Source organism: Staphylococcus sp. Z5-21 (genome assembly GCF_056529615.1).
This window is the reverse complement of sequence record NZ_CP096462.1, coordinates 1,883,866-1,902,268: the sequence shown is the minus strand read 5'-3', so window position 1 is coordinate 1,902,268 and position 18,403 is coordinate 1,883,866. Positions and strand designations below refer to the sequence as shown.

14 protein-coding genes are annotated in these 18,403 nt (G+C 33.4%); 11 read left to right on the top strand and 3 right to left on the bottom strand.

Annotated elements, in window-relative coordinates:
* Nucleotides 1–10 precede the first annotated feature (10 nt).
* From mgtE to fabI, 3 genes are all read left to right on the top strand, one after another.
* Nucleotides 11–1,396, top strand: a complete 1,386-nt coding sequence (gene mgtE / locus M1D64_RS09460) for a magnesium transporter (RefSeq protein WP_002483753.1) — start codon at nucleotides 11–13, stop codon at nucleotides 1,394–1,396.
* 9 nt (nucleotides 1,397–1,405) lie between these two features.
* The gene (locus M1D64_RS09455) at nucleotides 1,406–3,250 is read left to right on the top strand and encodes a monovalent cation:proton antiporter family protein (protein ID WP_011303479.1); all 1,845 of its coding nucleotides are present in this window, start codon (nucleotides 1,406–1,408) and stop codon (nucleotides 3,248–3,250) included.
* Nucleotides 3,251–3,522: 272 nt separating this feature from the next.
* Nucleotides 3,523–4,293 carry an enoyl-ACP reductase FabI gene (gene fabI, locus M1D64_RS09450; RefSeq protein ID WP_069821852.1) on the top strand — a complete coding sequence of 257 codons (771 nt, stop codon included), beginning with the start codon at nucleotides 3,523–3,525 and terminating at the stop codon, nucleotides 4,291–4,293.
* Nucleotides 4,294–4,468: 175 nt separating this feature from the next.
* Here the strand turns inward: fabI and cozEa are convergent, their stop codons facing one another.
* Nucleotides 4,469–5,554, bottom strand: a complete 1,086-nt coding sequence (cozEa, locus tag M1D64_RS09445; RefSeq protein WP_037538884.1) for a lipoteichoic acid biosynthesis protein CozEa — start codon at nucleotides 5,552–5,554, stop codon at nucleotides 4,469–4,471.
* Nucleotides 5,555–5,891: 337 nt separating this feature from the next.
* Here cozEa and M1D64_RS09440 point away from each other — a divergent pair, with 337 nt between their 5' ends.
* The 3 genes from M1D64_RS09440 to M1D64_RS09430 all read left to right on the top strand — a co-directional run bounded on the left by M1D64_RS09440 (nucleotide 5,892) and on the right by M1D64_RS09430 (nucleotide 8,902).
* Nucleotides 5,892–7,466, top strand: a complete 1,575-nt coding sequence (locus M1D64_RS09440; RefSeq protein WP_069821853.1) for an alanine/glycine:cation symporter family protein — start codon at nucleotides 5,892–5,894, stop codon at nucleotides 7,464–7,466.
* 94 nt (nucleotides 7,467–7,560) lie between these two features.
* The gene (locus M1D64_RS09435; RefSeq protein ID WP_069821854.1) at nucleotides 7,561–8,307 is read left to right on the top strand and encodes an esterase family protein; all 747 of its coding nucleotides are present in this window, start codon (nucleotides 7,561–7,563) and stop codon (nucleotides 8,305–8,307) included.
* Nucleotides 8,308–8,392: 85 nt separating this feature from the next.
* Nucleotides 8,393–8,902, top strand: coding sequence for a YjcG family protein (locus M1D64_RS09430; protein ID WP_002483746.1), 510 nt, complete (start codon nucleotides 8,393–8,395; stop codon nucleotides 8,900–8,902).
* A gap of 121 nt (nucleotides 8,903–9,023) precedes the next feature.
* On the opposite strand, the gene ltaA is transcribed toward M1D64_RS09430, so the two are convergent.
* Together ltaA and M1D64_RS09420 are read right to left on the bottom strand one after the other, a co-directional pair.
* Nucleotides 9,024–10,220, bottom strand: coding sequence for a lipoteichoic acid biosynthesis MFS flippase LtaA (gene ltaA, locus M1D64_RS09425; RefSeq protein WP_037538878.1), 1,197 nt, complete (start codon nucleotides 10,218–10,220; stop codon nucleotides 9,024–9,026).
* Nucleotides 10,198–11,373 carry a diglucosyl diacylglycerol synthase gene (locus M1D64_RS09420; RefSeq protein ID WP_037538876.1) on the bottom strand — a complete coding sequence of 392 codons (1,176 nt, stop codon included), beginning with the start codon at nucleotides 11,371–11,373 and terminating at the stop codon, nucleotides 10,198–10,200. Before M1D64_RS09420 ends, ltaA begins: the two co-directional genes overlap by 23 nt.
* A gap of 402 nt (nucleotides 11,374–11,775) precedes the next feature.
* Between M1D64_RS09420 and M1D64_RS09415 the strand changes: the two genes are divergently transcribed.
* The 5 genes from M1D64_RS09415 to M1D64_RS09395 all read left to right on the top strand — a co-directional run bounded on the left by M1D64_RS09415 (nucleotide 11,776) and on the right by M1D64_RS09395 (nucleotide 18,389).
* The gene (locus M1D64_RS09415; RefSeq protein WP_210136445.1) at nucleotides 11,776–13,260 is read left to right on the top strand and encodes a UDP-N-acetylmuramoyl-L-alanyl-D-glutamate--L-lysine ligase; all 1,485 of its coding nucleotides are present in this window, start codon (nucleotides 11,776–11,778) and stop codon (nucleotides 13,258–13,260) included.
* Nucleotides 13,250–13,489 carry a YueH family protein gene (locus tag M1D64_RS09410; protein ID WP_041078999.1) on the top strand — a complete coding sequence of 80 codons (240 nt, stop codon included), beginning with the start codon at nucleotides 13,250–13,252 and terminating at the stop codon, nucleotides 13,487–13,489. Before M1D64_RS09415 ends, M1D64_RS09410 begins: the two co-directional genes overlap by 11 nt.
* A gap of 12 nt (nucleotides 13,490–13,501) precedes the next feature.
* Nucleotides 13,502–15,064, top strand: coding sequence for a peptide chain release factor 3 (locus M1D64_RS09405; protein WP_002483741.1), 1,563 nt, complete (start codon nucleotides 13,502–13,504; stop codon nucleotides 15,062–15,064).
* Between the two features lie 359 nt (nucleotides 15,065–15,423).
* Complete coding sequence (locus M1D64_RS09400; RefSeq protein ID WP_041079003.1) at nucleotides 15,424–16,224, top strand: TerC family protein; 801 nt, start codon at nucleotides 15,424–15,426, stop codon at nucleotides 16,222–16,224.
* A 371-nt stretch (nucleotides 16,225–16,595) separates the two neighbouring features.
* Entirely contained in the window at nucleotides 16,596–18,389 is a 1,794-nt protein-coding gene (locus tag M1D64_RS09395; protein WP_480977472.1) for a S1C family serine protease, read from the top strand.
* The last annotated feature ends 14 nt before the right edge of the window (nucleotides 18,390–18,403 follow it).

The window sequence follows — 18,403 nt, the reverse complement described above, 5'->3', positions numbered from 1 at the left end:
AGGTGTACGAATGGCTAATGAGAAAGATTCAATCGTTTTAGAGGATGAACAAGTTTATGACCAAACATTATTAGACAATTTGTTGTTAAATAATCATATAGATGAATTTAGAGATGAATTCTTATCCATGCATACATATGAACAAAGTGAATACTTTGAGGATAGCAATGAAGATATACGCCAACGTATGTATGAAGTACTATCGCCAGAAGAAGTAGCGGATTTCTTTGAACAATTAGAAATTGATGAAGATGAATACGAATCACTTTTTGATGCGATGAATGCTAATTATGCAAGCAAGGTACTAGAAGAAATGTCTTACGATAATGCAGTTGACATTATGAACCAGCTATCTAAGCAAAAAATAGTTAGTCTCCTCACGTTAATGAATAGAGAAGATGCAAAAGAAATAAAAGCATTATTACATTATGATGAAGATACTGCCGGCGGTATTATGACAACTGAATATATTTCTTTAAAGGCAACCATGCCAGTAAAAGAAGCGCTCATGCATGTCAAAGAACAAGCGCCAGACGCTGAGACAATTTATGTTATTTTTGCAGTTAATGATAACAAACAATTGGCTGGGGTACTCTCTCTTAGAGATTTAATTATTGCTGAAAATGATGCATACATAGAAGACATAATGAGTGAACGTGTCATTAGTGCAAATGCTGCAGATGACCAAGAAGATGTAGCTCAAAAGATGAGAGACTATGATTTTATTGCAATGCCAGTTGTCGATTATCAAGATCATTTGCTAGGTATTATAACAATCGATGATATCTTGGATGTTATGGACGAAGAAGCAAGTGAAGACTACTCTCGTTTGGCTGGTGTATCAGACGTAGATGCAACAAATGATTCAGTGTTTACGACAGCTAAAAAGAGATTGCCATGGTTAATTATTTTAACATTTTTAGGGATGATTACAGCAACAATATTAGGTTCATTTGAAGATACTTTATCAAAAGTAGCATTATTAGCAGCATTTATTCCTATTATCAGCGGGATGTCCGGGAACTCTGGGACACAATCACTCGCCGTATCCGTACGTAATATTTCTACTGGTGAAATATATGAACAAAGTAAATTTAAAGTCGCTTTAAGAGAAGCGGGTAGTGGATTTTTAAGTGGTCTTGTATGTGCTTTGTTACTATTTATTATTATAATGGTGCTGTACGGACAAGCAATACTAGCTATCATTGTTGGTGGAAGTTTGACGATTGCAATGACGGTAGGTACTTTAGTGGGATCCATGATTCCCTTAGTAATGAATAAATTGAAAATTGATCCAGCGGTTGCTAGCGGACCATTTATCACAACAATCAATGATATTGTCAGTATGCTAATTTATTTTGGATTAGCTACATCATTTATGTCTTATTTAACTTAAGGGGGTTATATGGAATTTTTATCGCTTGTTGTCGTAGTGTTAGCGGCATTTTTTACACCAATATTAGTCAATCGACTCAGAATCACATTTTTACCTATAGTGGTAGCTGAAATTTTAATGGGCATTGTCATTGGGCACTCATTTTTAAATTTAGTAGAACGAGATGCAATGCTCAATATATTATCAACTTTAGGATTTATTTTCTTGATGTTCTTAAGTGGTTTGGAAATAGATTTTAAAGCTTTTAAAAGAGATAAAAGTTCAGCGAATAAAGAACAAAAATTGAAGAAACAAGAACCTGGCCATTTACAATTAGCAGTTGTTGTTTTCATGTTTATTATGATTATTTCTATTATTTTCGCATATATGTTTAAGTGGTTTGGACTTATTGATGATGTCTTACTAATGGTTATTATTATTTCTACGATCTCATTAGGTGTAGTCGTGCCGACACTTAAAGAAATGAATATTATGCGTACGACGATAGGTCAGTTTATCTTATTAGTAGCTGTACTTGCAGACTTAGTTACAATGATTCTATTAACAGCTTATGGTACATTACATGCTTCGGGTAATACATCGTTATGGCTAATTGGTAGTTTAGTCGTCTTTACCATTATTTTTTATTTGTTAGGCGGCATTTTCAAAAAAGCACAATTTTTACAGAAATTAATGGATGGTACGACTCAAATCGGTATACGTGCAGTATTTGCCCTGATTATTTTGTTAGTTGCTTTAGCTGAAGGGGTAGGGGCAGAAAATATTTTAGGTGCATTTTTAGCAGGTGTGGTTGTCTCATTACTTGGTCCAGATGAAGATATGGTTGAAAAGCTAGACTCTTTTGGCTATGGCTTTTTTATTCCAATCTTTTTCATAATGGTCGGCGTAGATTTGAATATTCCACAACTCATTAAAGAACCAGCATTATTATTAATTATTCCATTTTTAATTTTAGCATTTTTAATTTCTAAATTAATTCCATTGTTTTACATACGAAAATGGTTTGATATGAAAACAACGATTTCTTCCGCATTTTTACTAACATCAACTTTATCGTTAGTTATTGCTTCTGCAAAAATAGCAGAACAATTAGGTACAATTTCACCAGAAATTTCAGGTATTTTGATATTAAGTGCAGTGATTACATGTGTATTTGTACCTATTGTATTTAAAAAAATGTTTCCTATGCCTGATGAGGCCACTAGACAAATTGAAGTTAGTTTGATTGGGAAAAATCAATTAACGATTCCAATTGCCCAAAATTTATCATCACAACTTTATCAAGTATCGCTTTATTATAGAAATGATTTAAGTGATAAACGTAAATTGTCTGATGCCATTTCAATGATTGAAATTTCGGATTACGAAGAAGAGTTGTTAGAACGTCTAGGACTATTCGAAAGAAATATCGTAGTATGTTCTACAAATGATGATGAAATTAACCGTAAAGTAGCATTGATGGCTAAGGCGCATGGTGTGAAACGTGTTATCTGTCGATTGGAGTCTAGTTCGTCAGATGAAACGTTACAAAAAGCGGGTATTGAAATCTTCAGTAGTTATATGAGTAACAAAATTTTGTTAAAAGGTCTCATTGAAACACCAAATATGCTTAATCTTTTAAGTAATGTTGAAACATCATTATATGAAATTGCGATGTTAAATCATCAATATGATCAAATCCAATTACGTAATTTCCCATTTGGTGGAGATATTATCTTTGTACGAATTATTAGAAATAATGAATCTATCGTGCCACATGGTGATACACAATTACGTTACAGAGATAGAGTAATCGTTACTGGTTCAAAAGAATATGTAGACGAATTAAAACGCGAATTAGAATTCTATTATTAAGTTAGTGAAAAATAGAGCGAAGGACATTGCATGGTATGCAATGTCGTTTGCTTTATTTTTATGTTTTTTTTTGTACGAAAGCGCGTTATACTGACAAATTTGGAAGTGAAAACGTATTAAATTTATGAGTATAGTAAAATAAATTGTTTATTCAATCAAACCAATGTTATAATAGGGAATGCTTATATTGGCATAGAGCAAAGTGATCGTTCGTAGCTTCATAACTACTCGAACCAATTAAAAATGGAAATTTAAATAAAGGAGTTATATTCATGTTAAATTTAGAGAATAAAACATTCGTCATTATGGGTATTGCGAACAAACGTAGTATCGGTTTTGGTGTAGCTAAAGTATTGGACCAACTTGGTGCAAAATTAGTATTTACATACCGTAAGGATCGCAGTAAAAATGAATTAGAAAAATTAGTTGAACAATTAAACCAATCAGAACATTATATGTATCAAATTGATGTTCAACAAGATGAAGATGTCATTAATGGTTTTGCTAAAATTGGTGAAGATATCGGACATATTGATGGCGTATACCACTCAATTGCTTTTGCAAATATGGAAGATTTACGTGGTCGCTTTAGTGATACATCACGTGATGGTTTCTTATTAGCGCAAGATATTAGTTCTTATTCATTAACACTTGTAGCGCGTGAAGCAAAAAAATTAATGCCTGAAGGTGGTAGCATTGTAGCTACAACATATCTAGGCGGAGAATTTGCAGTACAAAACTACAATGTGATGGGTGTTGCTAAAGCAAGTTTAGAAGCAAATGTACGTTATTTAGCTTTAGACTTAGGTGAAGATAACATTCGTGTTAATGCGATATCAGCTGGTCCTATCCGTACATTAAGTGGGAAAGGTGTTGGCGGCTTTAACACTATCTTAAAAGAGATTGCAGAACGTGCGCCTCTAAAACGTAACATTGATCAAGAAGAAGTAGGTAAGACAGCGGCATACTTGTTAAGTGATTTTTCAAGTGGTGTAACGGGTGAAAATATCCATGTAGATAGTGGTTACCATATCGTTAAATAAAGAAACACAAAATACGCATGACCATCGTTACAATTCAACGATGGTCATGCGTATTTTTATATAAATAAGACCGAGACATAGATTATTGTCTCGGTCTCAAACTTTATTTTCAAAAAAGGAAGATGAGCGCATTTTATATAACCATGAGTTCATCTTCCCACTTATTTTTTGATGATTATTCTTTTACATCACTATTCGCTTTTTCCATAATCTTTTCTCGATAATGGAATACATTTCGAACAATTGTTTTAATGACTGCATATAATGGAACGGCTACTAGGATGAGTACGAAACCACCTAAATTACCAGCAGCAAGAATAACAACAATAATCGTTAGTGGGTGAATATTTAATGATTTACCCATAACGTTTGGTGTGATGACATTACCTTCTAATTGTTGAGCGATTAGTGTAATGATACATACCCAAATGAAAATTGTAGGACTTTGAATAATACCAATAATACCTGCTGGTGCAAATGCCATCCAAGGACCTAAGAACGGTATCATATTGGCAACACATGCAAATATAACAAGTAATAATGTGTAATTTAAACCTACAATAGAATAGCCTATATATAAAATGATACCTAAGATAATACTTACTGTCACTTGACCTTGAATATAAGATTTTAAAGTGTCATTTAAGTCTTTTAATAAATCAACAATAAATACTTTTCTTTCGCCTTTAAATAATTTAGCGATAAATGGAATAAAACGTTCGTGATCTTTTAACATATAGATCAAGAAGAATGGCACCATGATGAGTAAGAATAAAGTTGAAATAAATGAAGTCAAGTAACTTAATGAGTTAGATAAAACATTTGCAGTACTATCACTCATAGATTGAACCATTTTATTAATTCTATCTGTGACATCATTAGGTAGTCTTTCCATTTGGTCTAATGAAAAGTTAATGATGTGTTGAACTTCGTGCTGTAATGCTGGAATTTGATTAATTAAATTTTCAATTTGCTCGGCAATCAGTGGTCCTATATAACCAATGACAACACCAATGATGATAATTAAGCCAATGAAAATTAAAGTGATACTTCCCCAACGAGGGATTTTATTTTTTTCAAGTATTTTTTGAAAAGGTAAGCAAATATAGAATAAGAAGCTACTTAATAAGAGTGGTAACAACACCGATTGTAAAATAATAATAAATGGCGTGAACACACTATGGACTTCCATTACTAATTTGATTAGTAAAAACAGGATTAATAGTGCAATACCTGTTCTAAACCAAACCTTATTTAGCATAGAACGGTTCCTCCTAAAATTCATTATTTAAGTACAATTCAGTATATCTTAAATGAAGACATAACAAAAGATGAAATTAAAATTATTGAAGCCAATAGAGTATATTGTGACAAATAAAGAAATCTAAAAACGATATACGCGTGACGTCATATTAAATAGTGTGAAATTATTTTCCTTTGATATAAAGTCATTGTAAATATTTTATATTAATTATAACTTGAAATATATAAATTGTGAAAATGATTACTTATGAAATACGTTGCACGGAATATTTTATAAGTGTATAATGATAAAAAATATATCATTTTACATAATGGTACTACAAGGGGGATACATTATGTTAGAGGGGTTACTTACTTGGTTTTATGATATTGTTTGGAGCAAACCGTTAGTTTATGGGTTACTGATTACAGGTGTACTTTTTTCATTAATGATGCGCTTTTTCCAAGTTAGGCATTTTAAAGAAATGATCAGATTAATGTTTCAAGGGGAAAAATCACCTACGGGGATATCGAGTTTCCAAGCCATTGCACTGTCACTCGCTGGCCGTGTCGGTACTGGTAACATAGTGGGTGTATCAACTGCAATCTTTATTGGTGGACCAGGTGCTGTATTTTGGATGTGGGCAACGGCTTTCTTAGGGGCAAGTAGTGCATTTATAGAATCAACACTAGGTCAAATATATAAGCGAGAAGAAAAGGGACAATACCGTGGTGGACCAGCATTCTATATTGAATATGGGATTAAGGGCAAATTAGGAAAAGTCTATGGCTTAATTTTTGCTATTGTCACAGTCATTTCTGTAGGACTCCTATTACCAGGTGTTCAGTCTAATGCGATTGCCAGCTCTATGAAAAATGCATTTAGATTGGAACCATGGATTATTGCAATATTTTTAGCGGTGCTTTTAGCCTTAATTATTTTTGGAGGTATTAAATGGATAGCGAATGCAGCAACCGCTATTGTTCCATTTATGGCAATTGCATATATTATAATGGCTGTTATCATTATATTCTTGAATATTGAACAAGTTCCAGGATTGATTGCACTTATTTTCAAATCTGCTTTTGGTATGCAAGCGGCTTTTGGTGGTATCTTAGGTGCCATGATTGAAATCGGTGTTAAACGTGGATTGTATTCTAATGAGGCTGGACAAGGAACTGGACCACATGCAGCTTCAGCAGCAGAGGTGTCACACCCAGCTAAGCAAGGGTTAGTTCAAGCGTTTTCTGTCTATGTAGATACATTGTTTGTATGTTCGGCAACGGCTTTAATTATATTACTTTCAGGTACATATAATGTGACAGATGGAGAGACAACCTCAAGTGGTAAACCGAGTATGATTAAAGATAATGGCATTTTTGTAGAAATGTCAAATGGTGATAAAGATTATTCGGGTACAGCGATGTATGCACAAGCTGGTATTGATAAGGCCTTTCAAGGTGGTAGTTATCATTTTGATCCTGCATTTTCAGGCATTGGCTCATACTTTATTGCATTTGCGTTATTCTTCTTTGCATTTACAACGATATTAGCGTATTACTATATTGCAGAAACCAATATTACTTATTTGACTCGGAAGGGAACAGGAAGGACAACATTCTTCTGGATTAATGTCACGAGAGTCGTATTAATTGCTGCCACAGTATATGGTGCAGTGAAGACGGCGGATATCGCTTGGATGATGGGTGATTTGGGAGTTGGTATGATGGCTTGGTTGAATATCATAGCTATTTGGATATTGCACAAACCAGCTATTCAAGCATTGAAAGATTATGAATTACAGAAAAAACAACTAGGTTCTGGTAAAAAAGCAATTTACAAACCAGACCCCAAAAAAGTACCAAATGCCGTCTTTTGGCTAAAAGACTATCCACAACGGTTGGCCAAACAGAAAACAGATGAGTCATAGAGGTATTTACACCACAAATAATAAGATTTCAACATTTTAAAATAATGCGTCTCTTGGTACAATGTCATTAAGACTACGAGGGGGCGCATTATTTATGTATGATTTTAAACCAGGATGTATCACTAAAATTAATTTTCCTAGTAAAATATTAGATAGAGATGTCACACTATCTATTTATTTACCAAAAGATTTTACCGAATTATTTAAATATAAAATCGTATTTTGTTTTGATGGTGCTGATTTTTTCAGTTTTGGTAGAATTCATCGAACTTATGAGCAGTTACGAGAGGCCAATGAGGTAGAAAGAGCTATATTTGTTGGATTTCACTATGAAGATGTTGATAAACGGCGCGCAGAATTTCATCCACAGGGTGCACGTACACATTTAACTGTAAAAGCAATGGCCAATGAAATATTGCCATATATTGATCAAACATTTCCTACATTTAAAGTAGGTAACGCACGCATTTTATTAGGTGATAGTTTAGGGGGGAGTGCTGCGTTAATTACGGCGTTATCTTATCCGCGTATCTTCAGTCAAGTTGGTTTATTAAGTCCACAACATGATGAAGCGATTGAAATGTTAATTGAACGTTGTCAGTTTAAAGAACAATTATCCATTTGGCATGCTGTAGGATTAGAGGAAGAAGACTTTAAATTGCCAACAACAGGCAAATCTGCAGACTTTTTAACACCTAATCGAAAACTAAATCAAGTCATTGAAAAAAATGATTTCACATACCATTATTTAGAATTTGAAGGTGGCCATATGTGGAAGTCATGGAAACCATTATTAGGAGATCTGTTAAAATATTTTTTATCAGATAATATTTCTTTTTAATAATCTGAACTAAGATGACTTTAGAGTAACGAATTTTTCAGAAATTTGCTATAATGAAAATATGTTAAACAAAGGAGGAATTTAAATGATTTTAGGATTAGCATTAATTCCGTCAAAAGCATTTCAAGATGAAGTGAACGCATATCGTAAGCGTTATGATGCACATTATGCGACAATTATGCCGCACATTACGATTAAGGGGCAATTTAAAATAAACGATGGTGATTTAGAATCTGTTAAAGAGACAATTAAATCTAAAATCGAAGGCATTCCAACGATTGATATACATGCGACAAAAGCATCAAATTTTGCGCCAATCACTAATGTTATTTATTTTAAAGTTGAAAAAACTGAAACTTTAGAAAGACTATTTAATCAATTTAACAATGGTGATTTTTATGGTGTAGCAGATCATACATTCGTGCCTCACTTTACTATTGCTCAAGGCTTGACTAGTCAAGAATTTGAAGATATTTATGGTCAATTAAAGTTAGCGGGAATTGATTACAAAGAAACAATTGAGCAGCTTTCACTTGTTTATTATGATGAAAAAGAAGAAAAATGGAAAGTACTTGAGAACTATAACTTAGCTTAAGATTAAACTATAAAATATGAGTCATAACATACGATAAAAACTTGGAATGAATAAAAGCGCCACTCGCAATATTAGAAATAAATTTTCTAATATGCGAGTGGCGCTTTTTTATATTATTTAGTTAAGAAGTTTTAGTTTTATTGTTCACTTTTACAAAATAAATACCATAAAAGATGGCTAAGAATAAGAATACAAGTGCTGAGAAATAAAAAGTATTGTTAACTGATTTGGTGAATTCAGTAATGAGTCCACCTACAAGGGGACCGATCATTGAACCGAAACCTTGTACACTATTGAATACCCCCCAAGTTTCTTCTTGTTCATCTGAATGGATATGACTTGCCATAAACGTATTCCACGCTGGCAGTAAAATACCGTACATAAGACCTATAAATACTGCTAGCACCCAAACGATTGTAATATTTGTAATAAGTGAAAGTGCAAATATCATCAGCGTGTATAAGACAAAGCCACCAAAAATAACCCAGTACATAAATAAGGTGCCATGTTTATCTATTATTTTAGATAAGAAGAGCATTGAAATAGCACAACCGATACCGCCGAACACAATTGCCATAGTATATTCTAATGTGGAGACACCAACAACTTTAGTAGCGTATGTAGGTAATATGGGTACCAATGCAGTGATTGAAGCACCTTGTAATAATATACCAGGGAATAATATCATGTGACGTTTAGTCACATCGACAATTTGCCCTAATTGTTGTTTGACTGGGCGTGTATTGTAATTCGTCAATCTTATTTTCACGAAGTAGTATAATATCCAAGCGATTAATACAACGAGTGACATTAAAAATGCAAATTGAGTTGGATGGAATTTAAAAATGATATTCATACCAACCATACCGACTAGCAGGCCTAACAGCCAAGAGAAATATACATATCCCATTTGCTTACCACGATTATTCTCATCTACACTTGCTAACATAATCACCCAAATTGGACTCACAGCGATACCAAGTAAAATGGCACTGGCTATTAAAACAAAGGGCGATGTAGGGAACCAAATGACTAAAAATAAACTTGCAAAGGCAAGTAAGAAACCTAGTGTTAGCACTAATTTAGTACCTAAACGCTTAAGTAAAAAGCCAATCACAAAATTGGTAGTTGCATCAGCAATAAAATGTATAGAAATAGCGATAGATGTAATACCTACCGCGATAGATGTTGCTGTTGGAAGTAGCGCTAAATAACTGAGTATGTACATTCCGCGAGCGAATTCCATTAAGAATAAGATGATGAGCATGATTATGAAATTTTTATTTGAGTTGTAATTATTTAACGAAGAGCTTTGCATATAAAGGAACCTTTCCATATACTTCTTCATAATGAGATGAATGATTAAGTAAGTTTAATAAATCTTTACATAATTTATAAGTTGAATATGGAATTCTTGACGCGTCCATAGATTCTGACATCGAAGCTAATTTGGTCGGTGCATTCGTTAGAGCAGCGACTTGCTCAATAGCAGCTTCAGGTGTATTGGCAATACGACCATAGCCTTTTTCTTCAAAGTAAACTGCGTTCTCAAGTTCTTGACCTGGCGCAGGATCTAAGAAAATCATAGGGATTTGACGCGTTAATGCTTCTGAGATCGTGATGCCACCTGGTTTAGTAATCATCAATTGACTCGAAGCCATCCATTCATTCATATGTTTGGTATAACCTAAAATCAAGACGTTGTTATAATCTTTAAATTGCGATGTTAATGAACGTTTTAAATCTTTATTTTTACCACATATCATGACAACTTGTGCATGCGGACTGCGATTTAAAATTTCTTGAATCATTTGACCAAAACCTTTAGAAACACCAAAAGCACCCGCAGACATTAGAATTGTCGGTTTGTCAGGGTCTAAGTGATTTTGACTTAGCCATGCCGTTTTATCAATGTCTGTTTCGAATTTATCAGATATAGGAATACCTGTAACCTTCAATTTATCTTTAGGAATGCCAATACTTGCAAACTCATCTTTCAGTTCCTCTGTAGCAAGATAGTATCGTTGAGAGAAAGGTGTAATCCAATTCTTTTGCATACGATAGTCAGTCATGACAGTAGCGATTGGTATATTCATATCAAATTGCTCAGTTAATACAGACATGACTGGTGTAGGAAATGTGAGTAAGATAAGGTCTGGCTTTTCTTTCAAAAGTAAATTCATTAATTTATTTAATCCGTAATATTTATAGAAACATTTATCTAATTGATCTGGTTGGCTATAATAAAAAGCTTTATACATATTTCTAAAGTATTTAAAGCTGTTAATGTACCATTTTTTACAAATAGAAGTGAGGATAGGGTGTGCTTCTAAAAATAAATCGTGTTCGATAACTGTTAAATTGTCTAGATTCATTTCTTTGAATTGGTTCACTACACTCTGAGTAACTTGTAAATGCCCATTACCAAAAGATCCAGTAATTATCAGTATTTTTTTATTTTGAGTAACCATTAAAAGCCACCCTCCAATAGATTATATTTAGCTCATGTTAAGTTTAACGTATTTTTTTAACGTGTGAAAGAAAAAACACAATTAATAATGATTATATCATTTTACAATCAGATAAGAAATGCTACATACTGTATTGGAAATTAATACATATTAAAATAAGATTGTTGTATATCTATACCATACCACTATTAATCTAGAAGTAAGCTTGCAAAATGGTAATTTAAGCAAATATATAGAAAATATTAACAATTATATAACATGGGGTTAATATTTAACAGATTTTAAATGTATAAAATAGCTATATACAATAGGAAGAAATTATTAGCATCTCATCTTTAGATTCTATAAAATAAGTTGAAAATGTGTATAATAGAACTATTGGAAATAAAGGAGCGATAAATGTTGGATGCAAATGTGTTGTTTGAAAAAATAAGAGTGAAACAAGTTATCGGCACACTAGAAAAAAATATAACAGATATAACGACCGATTCACGTACGGCACAACATGGCAGTGTGTTTGTTGCCTCAAAAGGTTATACAGTGGATAGTCATAAATTCTGCCAAGATGTCGTTAATCAAGGATGCCAAGTGATTATCGTTAGCCATCAGCAAGAAATAACAGGCGATGTAACTCAAGTTATCGTACCTGATACTTTGCGTGTGGCTAGTTTATTGGCAAATACATTGTACAATTACCCTAGTAAACAATTGATAACTTATGGTGTAACTGGAACAAATGGTAAAACGTCAATTGCAACAATGATACACCACATATATAGAAAGTTAGGTAAAGGAAGTGCTTATTTAGGTACGAACGGCTTTCAAATTAATGAGGATAAATCAAAAGGTGCTAATACGACGCCTGAAACAGTCTCACTGACTAAAAAAATAAATGAAGCAGTAGAAAAAAATGCAGAAGCCATGACTTTGGAAGTGTCAAGTCATGGATTATCATTAGGTAGATTACGAGGCGTTGATTTTGACGTAGCAATCTTTTCAAACTTAACACAAGATCATTTGGACTTTCATGGTACTATGGAAGCCTATGGACATGCCAAATCATTATTATTTAGTCAATTAGGAGAAGACTTATCACAAGAAAAGTTTGTAGTATTGAATAAGGATGACGCTTTTTCAGAATATCTTGCCTCTGTTACACCATTTGAAGTATTTACATATGGAGTGACAAATGATGCACAATTTACAGCACATCATATCAATGAATCATTACAAGGTGTGCAGTTTACCTTTAAAACCCCTGAAGGTGAGTTTCAAGTGAGATCACCTTACGTTGGTTTATTCAATGTCTCTAATATTATGGCAGCAATGATTGCTGTGTGGAGTAAAGGTATTGCGTTAAATGATATCGTTGATGCGGTAGAAAATCTAGAACCAGTTGAAGGACGATTGGAAGTACTTGATCCGTCATTACCTATAGATTTGATTATAGATTATGCACACACGGCTGATGGTATGGATAAACTGATAGATGCGGTTAAACCATTTGCTAAACAAAAATTGATATTCTTATGTGGTATGGCTGGAGAACGAGATTTAACGAAGACGCCAGAAATGGGCCGGGTCGCTTGTCGTGCAGACTATGTTATTTTTACACCTGATAATCCAGCTAATGATGACCCTAAGACACTAACTCAAGAATTAGCAAAAGGTGCTACACATGATAATTATATTGAATTTGAAGACAGAGCTGAAGGTATTCGTCATGCAATCAATATAGCGGAACCAGGAGATACTGTCGTATTAGCTTCTAAAGGGCGTGAGCCTTATCAAATTATGCCTGGACATGTCAAAGTGCCACATCGCGATGATTTAATTGGTCTTGAAGCGGCTTATGATAAATTCGGTGGTGGTCCAATTGAAGATTAAAAATTTACATTTTAATGAAATAGCTGGTCATGTGTATATTTATGAAAACAAAGTGAATCAATGTATGTTAATCGCAATTCCTGATATGCTTTGGTCATTAGAAATCGATTCATCTTTAAATGAAGATGATATGAACGAGGAACTTGTGATACACTTGTTTACGTTACTTGATGAGTCAACAGCTTCACAAATTGCTGATGACATCGTTAAATGGATATTTGAAAGTTAAAGGAGAGTATAAATGAGTATAAAGGAAGAAGTAGAATCAAGAAAAACCTTTGCGATTATATCTCACCCAGATGCTGGGAAGACTACATTAACAGAAAAGTTATTACTATTCGGTGGTGCGATAAGAGAAGCAGGTACGGTTAAAGGTAAAAAAAGTGGCAAATTTGCGACGAGTGACTGGATGAAAGTTGAGCAGGAGAGAGGGATTTCTGTTACAAGTTCAGTGATGCAATTTGATTATGACCACTATAAAATCAACATTTTAGATACGCCAGGACATGAAGACTTCTCAGAGGACACATATAGAACACTGATGGCAGTTGATAGTGCTGTAATGGTGATTGACTGTGCTAAAGGTATCGAACCTCAAACATTGAAACTATTCAAAGTATGTAAAATGAGAGGTATACCTATTTTCACATTTATTAACAAATTAGATAGAGTCGGTAAAGAACCTTTTGAATTATTAGATGAAATAGAATCTACATTAGAAATCGAAACATACCCAATGAATTGGCCAGTAGGTATGGGGCAAAATTTCTTTGGTATTATCGATCGTGAATCTCACACAATAGAGCCTTTTAGAGATGAAGAAAATGTACTGCATTTAAATGATGATTATGAGTTGGAAGAAGACCATGCAATGAAAAACGATAGTGCATTTACTCAAGCAATCGAAGAGTTAATGCTTGTCGAAGAAGCGGGCGAAACGTTTGATAATGAAGCATTATTAAGCGGTGATTTGACACCTGTATTTTTCGGATCTGCACTAGCGAATTTTGGTGTTCAAAATTTCTTGAATGCTTATGTTGATCATGCGCCAATGCCGAATGCTCGTCAAACTAATGAAGATATAGAAGTTAGTCCATTTGATCTTGATTTTTCAGGATTTATCTTTAAAATTCAAGCTAATATGGATCCTAAACATAGAGATAGAATTGCATTTATGCGAGTTGTAAGTGGTGCTTTTGAACGTGGTATGGATGTAACCCTTCAACGTACACATAAAAAACAAAAGATAACACGTTCAACTTCGTTTATGGCAGATGATAAAGAAACCGTTAATCATGCTGTTGCAGGCGATATTATTGGACTTTATGACACAGGAAATTACCAAATTGGTGACACGCTCGTAGGTGGTAATCAGAAATTCAGTTTCCAAGAACTACCGCAATTTACACCGGAATTGTTTATGAAAGTTTCTGCAAAAAATGTTATGAAGCAAAAACATTTTCATAAAGGTATTGAACAGCTTGTTCAAGAAGGTGCTATTCAATATTATAAAGCATTGCATACAAATCAAATTATTATTGGTGCAGTTGGACAATTACAATTTGAAGTATTCGAACATCGTTTGAAAAATGAATATAATGTTGACGTAGTGATGGAACCGGTGGGTCAGAAAATTGCACGTTGGATTGAAAACGAAGAAGACATAAAAGATAAAATGAGTACATCACGTTCAATCTTAGTAAAAGATATATACGATAACTATGTATTCTTGTTTGAAAATGAATTTGCTACAAGATGGTTTGAAGAGAAGTTCCCAGAAATTAAATTATATGGATTGTTATAAATTTTATTTTTGTGTATAATAACTATATTAATAGAATACCTATGACTCAGTTGTCAGAGGGGAGTAACTTAACTTTAGTTGAAAATATATGAGTTTCGCATACAATCGTTTATATATGGAAAGTAATGCAACTTGTTTATCTTTTAACTTAGTCATTTTATCGTCATTACGAAGTATCAAACTTCCGGTAAAGTGGGCAGAATAAAACTGTCGAGTGAGACCTTTGCTAATAGTGAATATGGATTGCCAGTTGGTTCTTAACATCATTATAAATGATGAAGACAAGTGCAAGTTACGTAAACACTAGCTTAGCTTAGGTCTCTATTTTTATTCTTAAAAAATTAAAGGAGTTGTCCTATATGGATCCAAGTTTGATCTTACCTTATCTATGGGTACTATTAGTGCTCGTATTTTTAGAAGGTTTACTCGCTGCAGATAATGCAGTTGTAATGGCTGTTATGGTGAAACATTTACCACCAGAGCAACGTAAAAAAGCACTGTTTTATGGTTTGCTTGGTGCATTTGCATTTCGTTTTATTTCTTTATTCTTAATCAGTATCATAGCGCATTTCTGGTGGATACAAGCACTAGGTGCGATATATCTACTTTATATGTCAATACGGAACTTGATAACCTTCTTTAAAGAGAAAGATCAGCAAGAGCATGATGGTACCGACGATCATCATTTTGATGATGATGGAGAAGAAATTCATGCCAGTGCTAAATCATTCTGGGGTACAGTATTGAAAGTTGAATTTGCAGATATTGCTTTTGCAATAGACTCAATGCTTGCAGCACTTGCAATAGCAGTTACGTTACCAGCGGTTGGTATACACTTTGGTGGTATGGACTTAGGTCAATTTGCTGTGATGTTCTTAGGCGGTATGATAGGTGTTATCATTATGCGTTTTGCAGCAACATGGTTTGTCAACTTATTAAACAAATATCCAGGTTTAGAAGGCGCGGCATTTGCCATTGTTGGTTGGGTTGGTATTAAACTTGTTGTTATGGTGTTAGCACACCCAGACATTTTAATTTTACCTGAACACTTCCCACACAGTATTTTATGGCAATCTATCTTCTGGACAGTTATGATATTATTAGTTCTAATTGGTTGGTTGACGTCAGTTCGTCAAAATAAAAAAGAAGAGAAAAAATAATCATTTATTATTAGACTGGAAAGCCATTGTGCTTTTCAGTTTTTTGTTTGCAGAAAATAGTTTATTTTAAATAATGATTGTTTAAGTAAATTTAAAAATATCTGCTTAAATTATTTAAAGAGAAAATGAGATAAAGTTAGAAATTTGTATAAAAAGTGCTTATAATCAAAGCTAAGGTATAAATGATAAAATATTTGAAAATATAATAGCTAAATAGTAAATTTGGCGATTTATGCAATACATTTACACACTCAATCAAAATAGAATTCAGTATGAATATTTGTGTGTACTAGTAAAATAAATCGGAAAAATCCTTAATGATATGTCATAATGGATAGTATAAAAAATATGTAGTTTAGGGGGGCGTTTTTGTGGCGAATGATAAAAAACATGTGATCCCAAGAGAGAAATATGGTCGTAAAAGACGAGAATATTTTCACAATGAAGAACGGGAACAACGTGTCCAAATGGAACGTAAAGCTAGAAAACAACGGGCTGAAATAGCGGAAAAATTAGCAAAGAATAACGAAGAACGTGTTAAAGAAAATTTAAGAAAAGCACGCATAGAAAAACTAACACAAGAAGAAATTCAGCAGCAACAAGCAATGGCTGCGAAACGAAATAGCAGTAATTCAGAAAGTGAATTTGAACCATCTGAAGATAACGCTCTGAATCATGTATCTAAGCAACAACCAGAAGAAGTTTCGCCTACATCGGATATAGCCAAAGATGATGTTGAAGTGGCATCAACGACAAATGAAACAAATGGTTATTTAAAAACCAACGAAACATCAAATGATTCAGATATAGATGTAAATGCATCTACTAACAAAGACCGTTTACATGATGATCATTTTTATTCTGAAGAAGCGCAACAGTCAAGGGTTAATCAGTATATTGAAGAAGATAACTCAGATAAGGTTCATAACAATATTGCCAGAAATCATAAGTCTGGACAGACAGATGATAAATCTGACCAACACAGACATAGTGACCAACCAACTTTAATAGATAAAGTTAAGTATTTCTTCAAAGAACACTGGGCGAAAGTACTAATTGTATTGGCAGTTATTTTGTTAATTGTCTTAATTAATGCCATCTTTAATAATGTAGATCATAATGGAAACACGAAGGATAATATATTCCAAAGCAACGATAATGCTAATAAAGAAAAAACATATACAGATACAATGAAAAGTGCGAATAGTGCCATTCATTCCATCGTAACAGTCGAAAATGATACAAGTAATAATAGTTCATCTGCGGAGAAAGAGACACAAGAAGCAGGAAAAGAAAATGAATTAGGATCAGGTGTCGTCTACAAAAAAGTGGGCGACTCTATTTTTATCATGACGAATGCACATGTTGTAGGTGATAAAAAGGAACAAAAAATTACATACGGTAATAATGATACATCTATTGGTAAGGTCATTGGAACGGACAAATTTTCTGATATTGCAGTAGTTAAAACCAAAATAAAATCAGGTAGTGATGTTAAATCAATTAAAATGGGTGATTCCAGTACATTAGTCCTCGGTGAGCCTATTATTGTCGTAGGGAACCCACTAGGTGTTGACTTTAAAGGTAGTGTTTCAGAAGGTATTGTGTCTGGTTTAAATCGTCATGTGCCAGTTGATATCGATAAAGATAATCAATATGATGTGCTCATGAGCGCTTTTCAAATGGATGCACCTGTTAATCCTGGTAATTCAGGTGGTGGTGTTATTGATAAAAATGGTAAATTGATTGGTATAGCTTCTTTAAAAATTGATATGGATCATGTTGAAGGAATTGCATTTGCAATCCCAGTCAATGACGCTGAATCTATTGCCAAACAACTTGAAGCAAAAGGTGAAGTTAAATATCCTAATACTGGCATAAAAATCGCGAATGTTAAAGATATGGATGAAGCTACGCATCAATCCCTTAACTTACCTGAAGAGGTTAATAAAGGTGTTATCATTGGAGATGTAAAAGATAATAGTTTAGGTGAAAAATCTGGGTTGCAAAAAAATGATGTAATAGTAGAATTAGATGGTAAAGAAGTTGAAGATAATCTAAGATATAGACAGATTATTTTTAGTCATAAAGATGATTTAGATACATTGCCAGCAAAAATATATAGAGATGGTAAAGAGCAAGATATCAAGATTAAATTGAAGTAGCGTTGGGGTGAGTA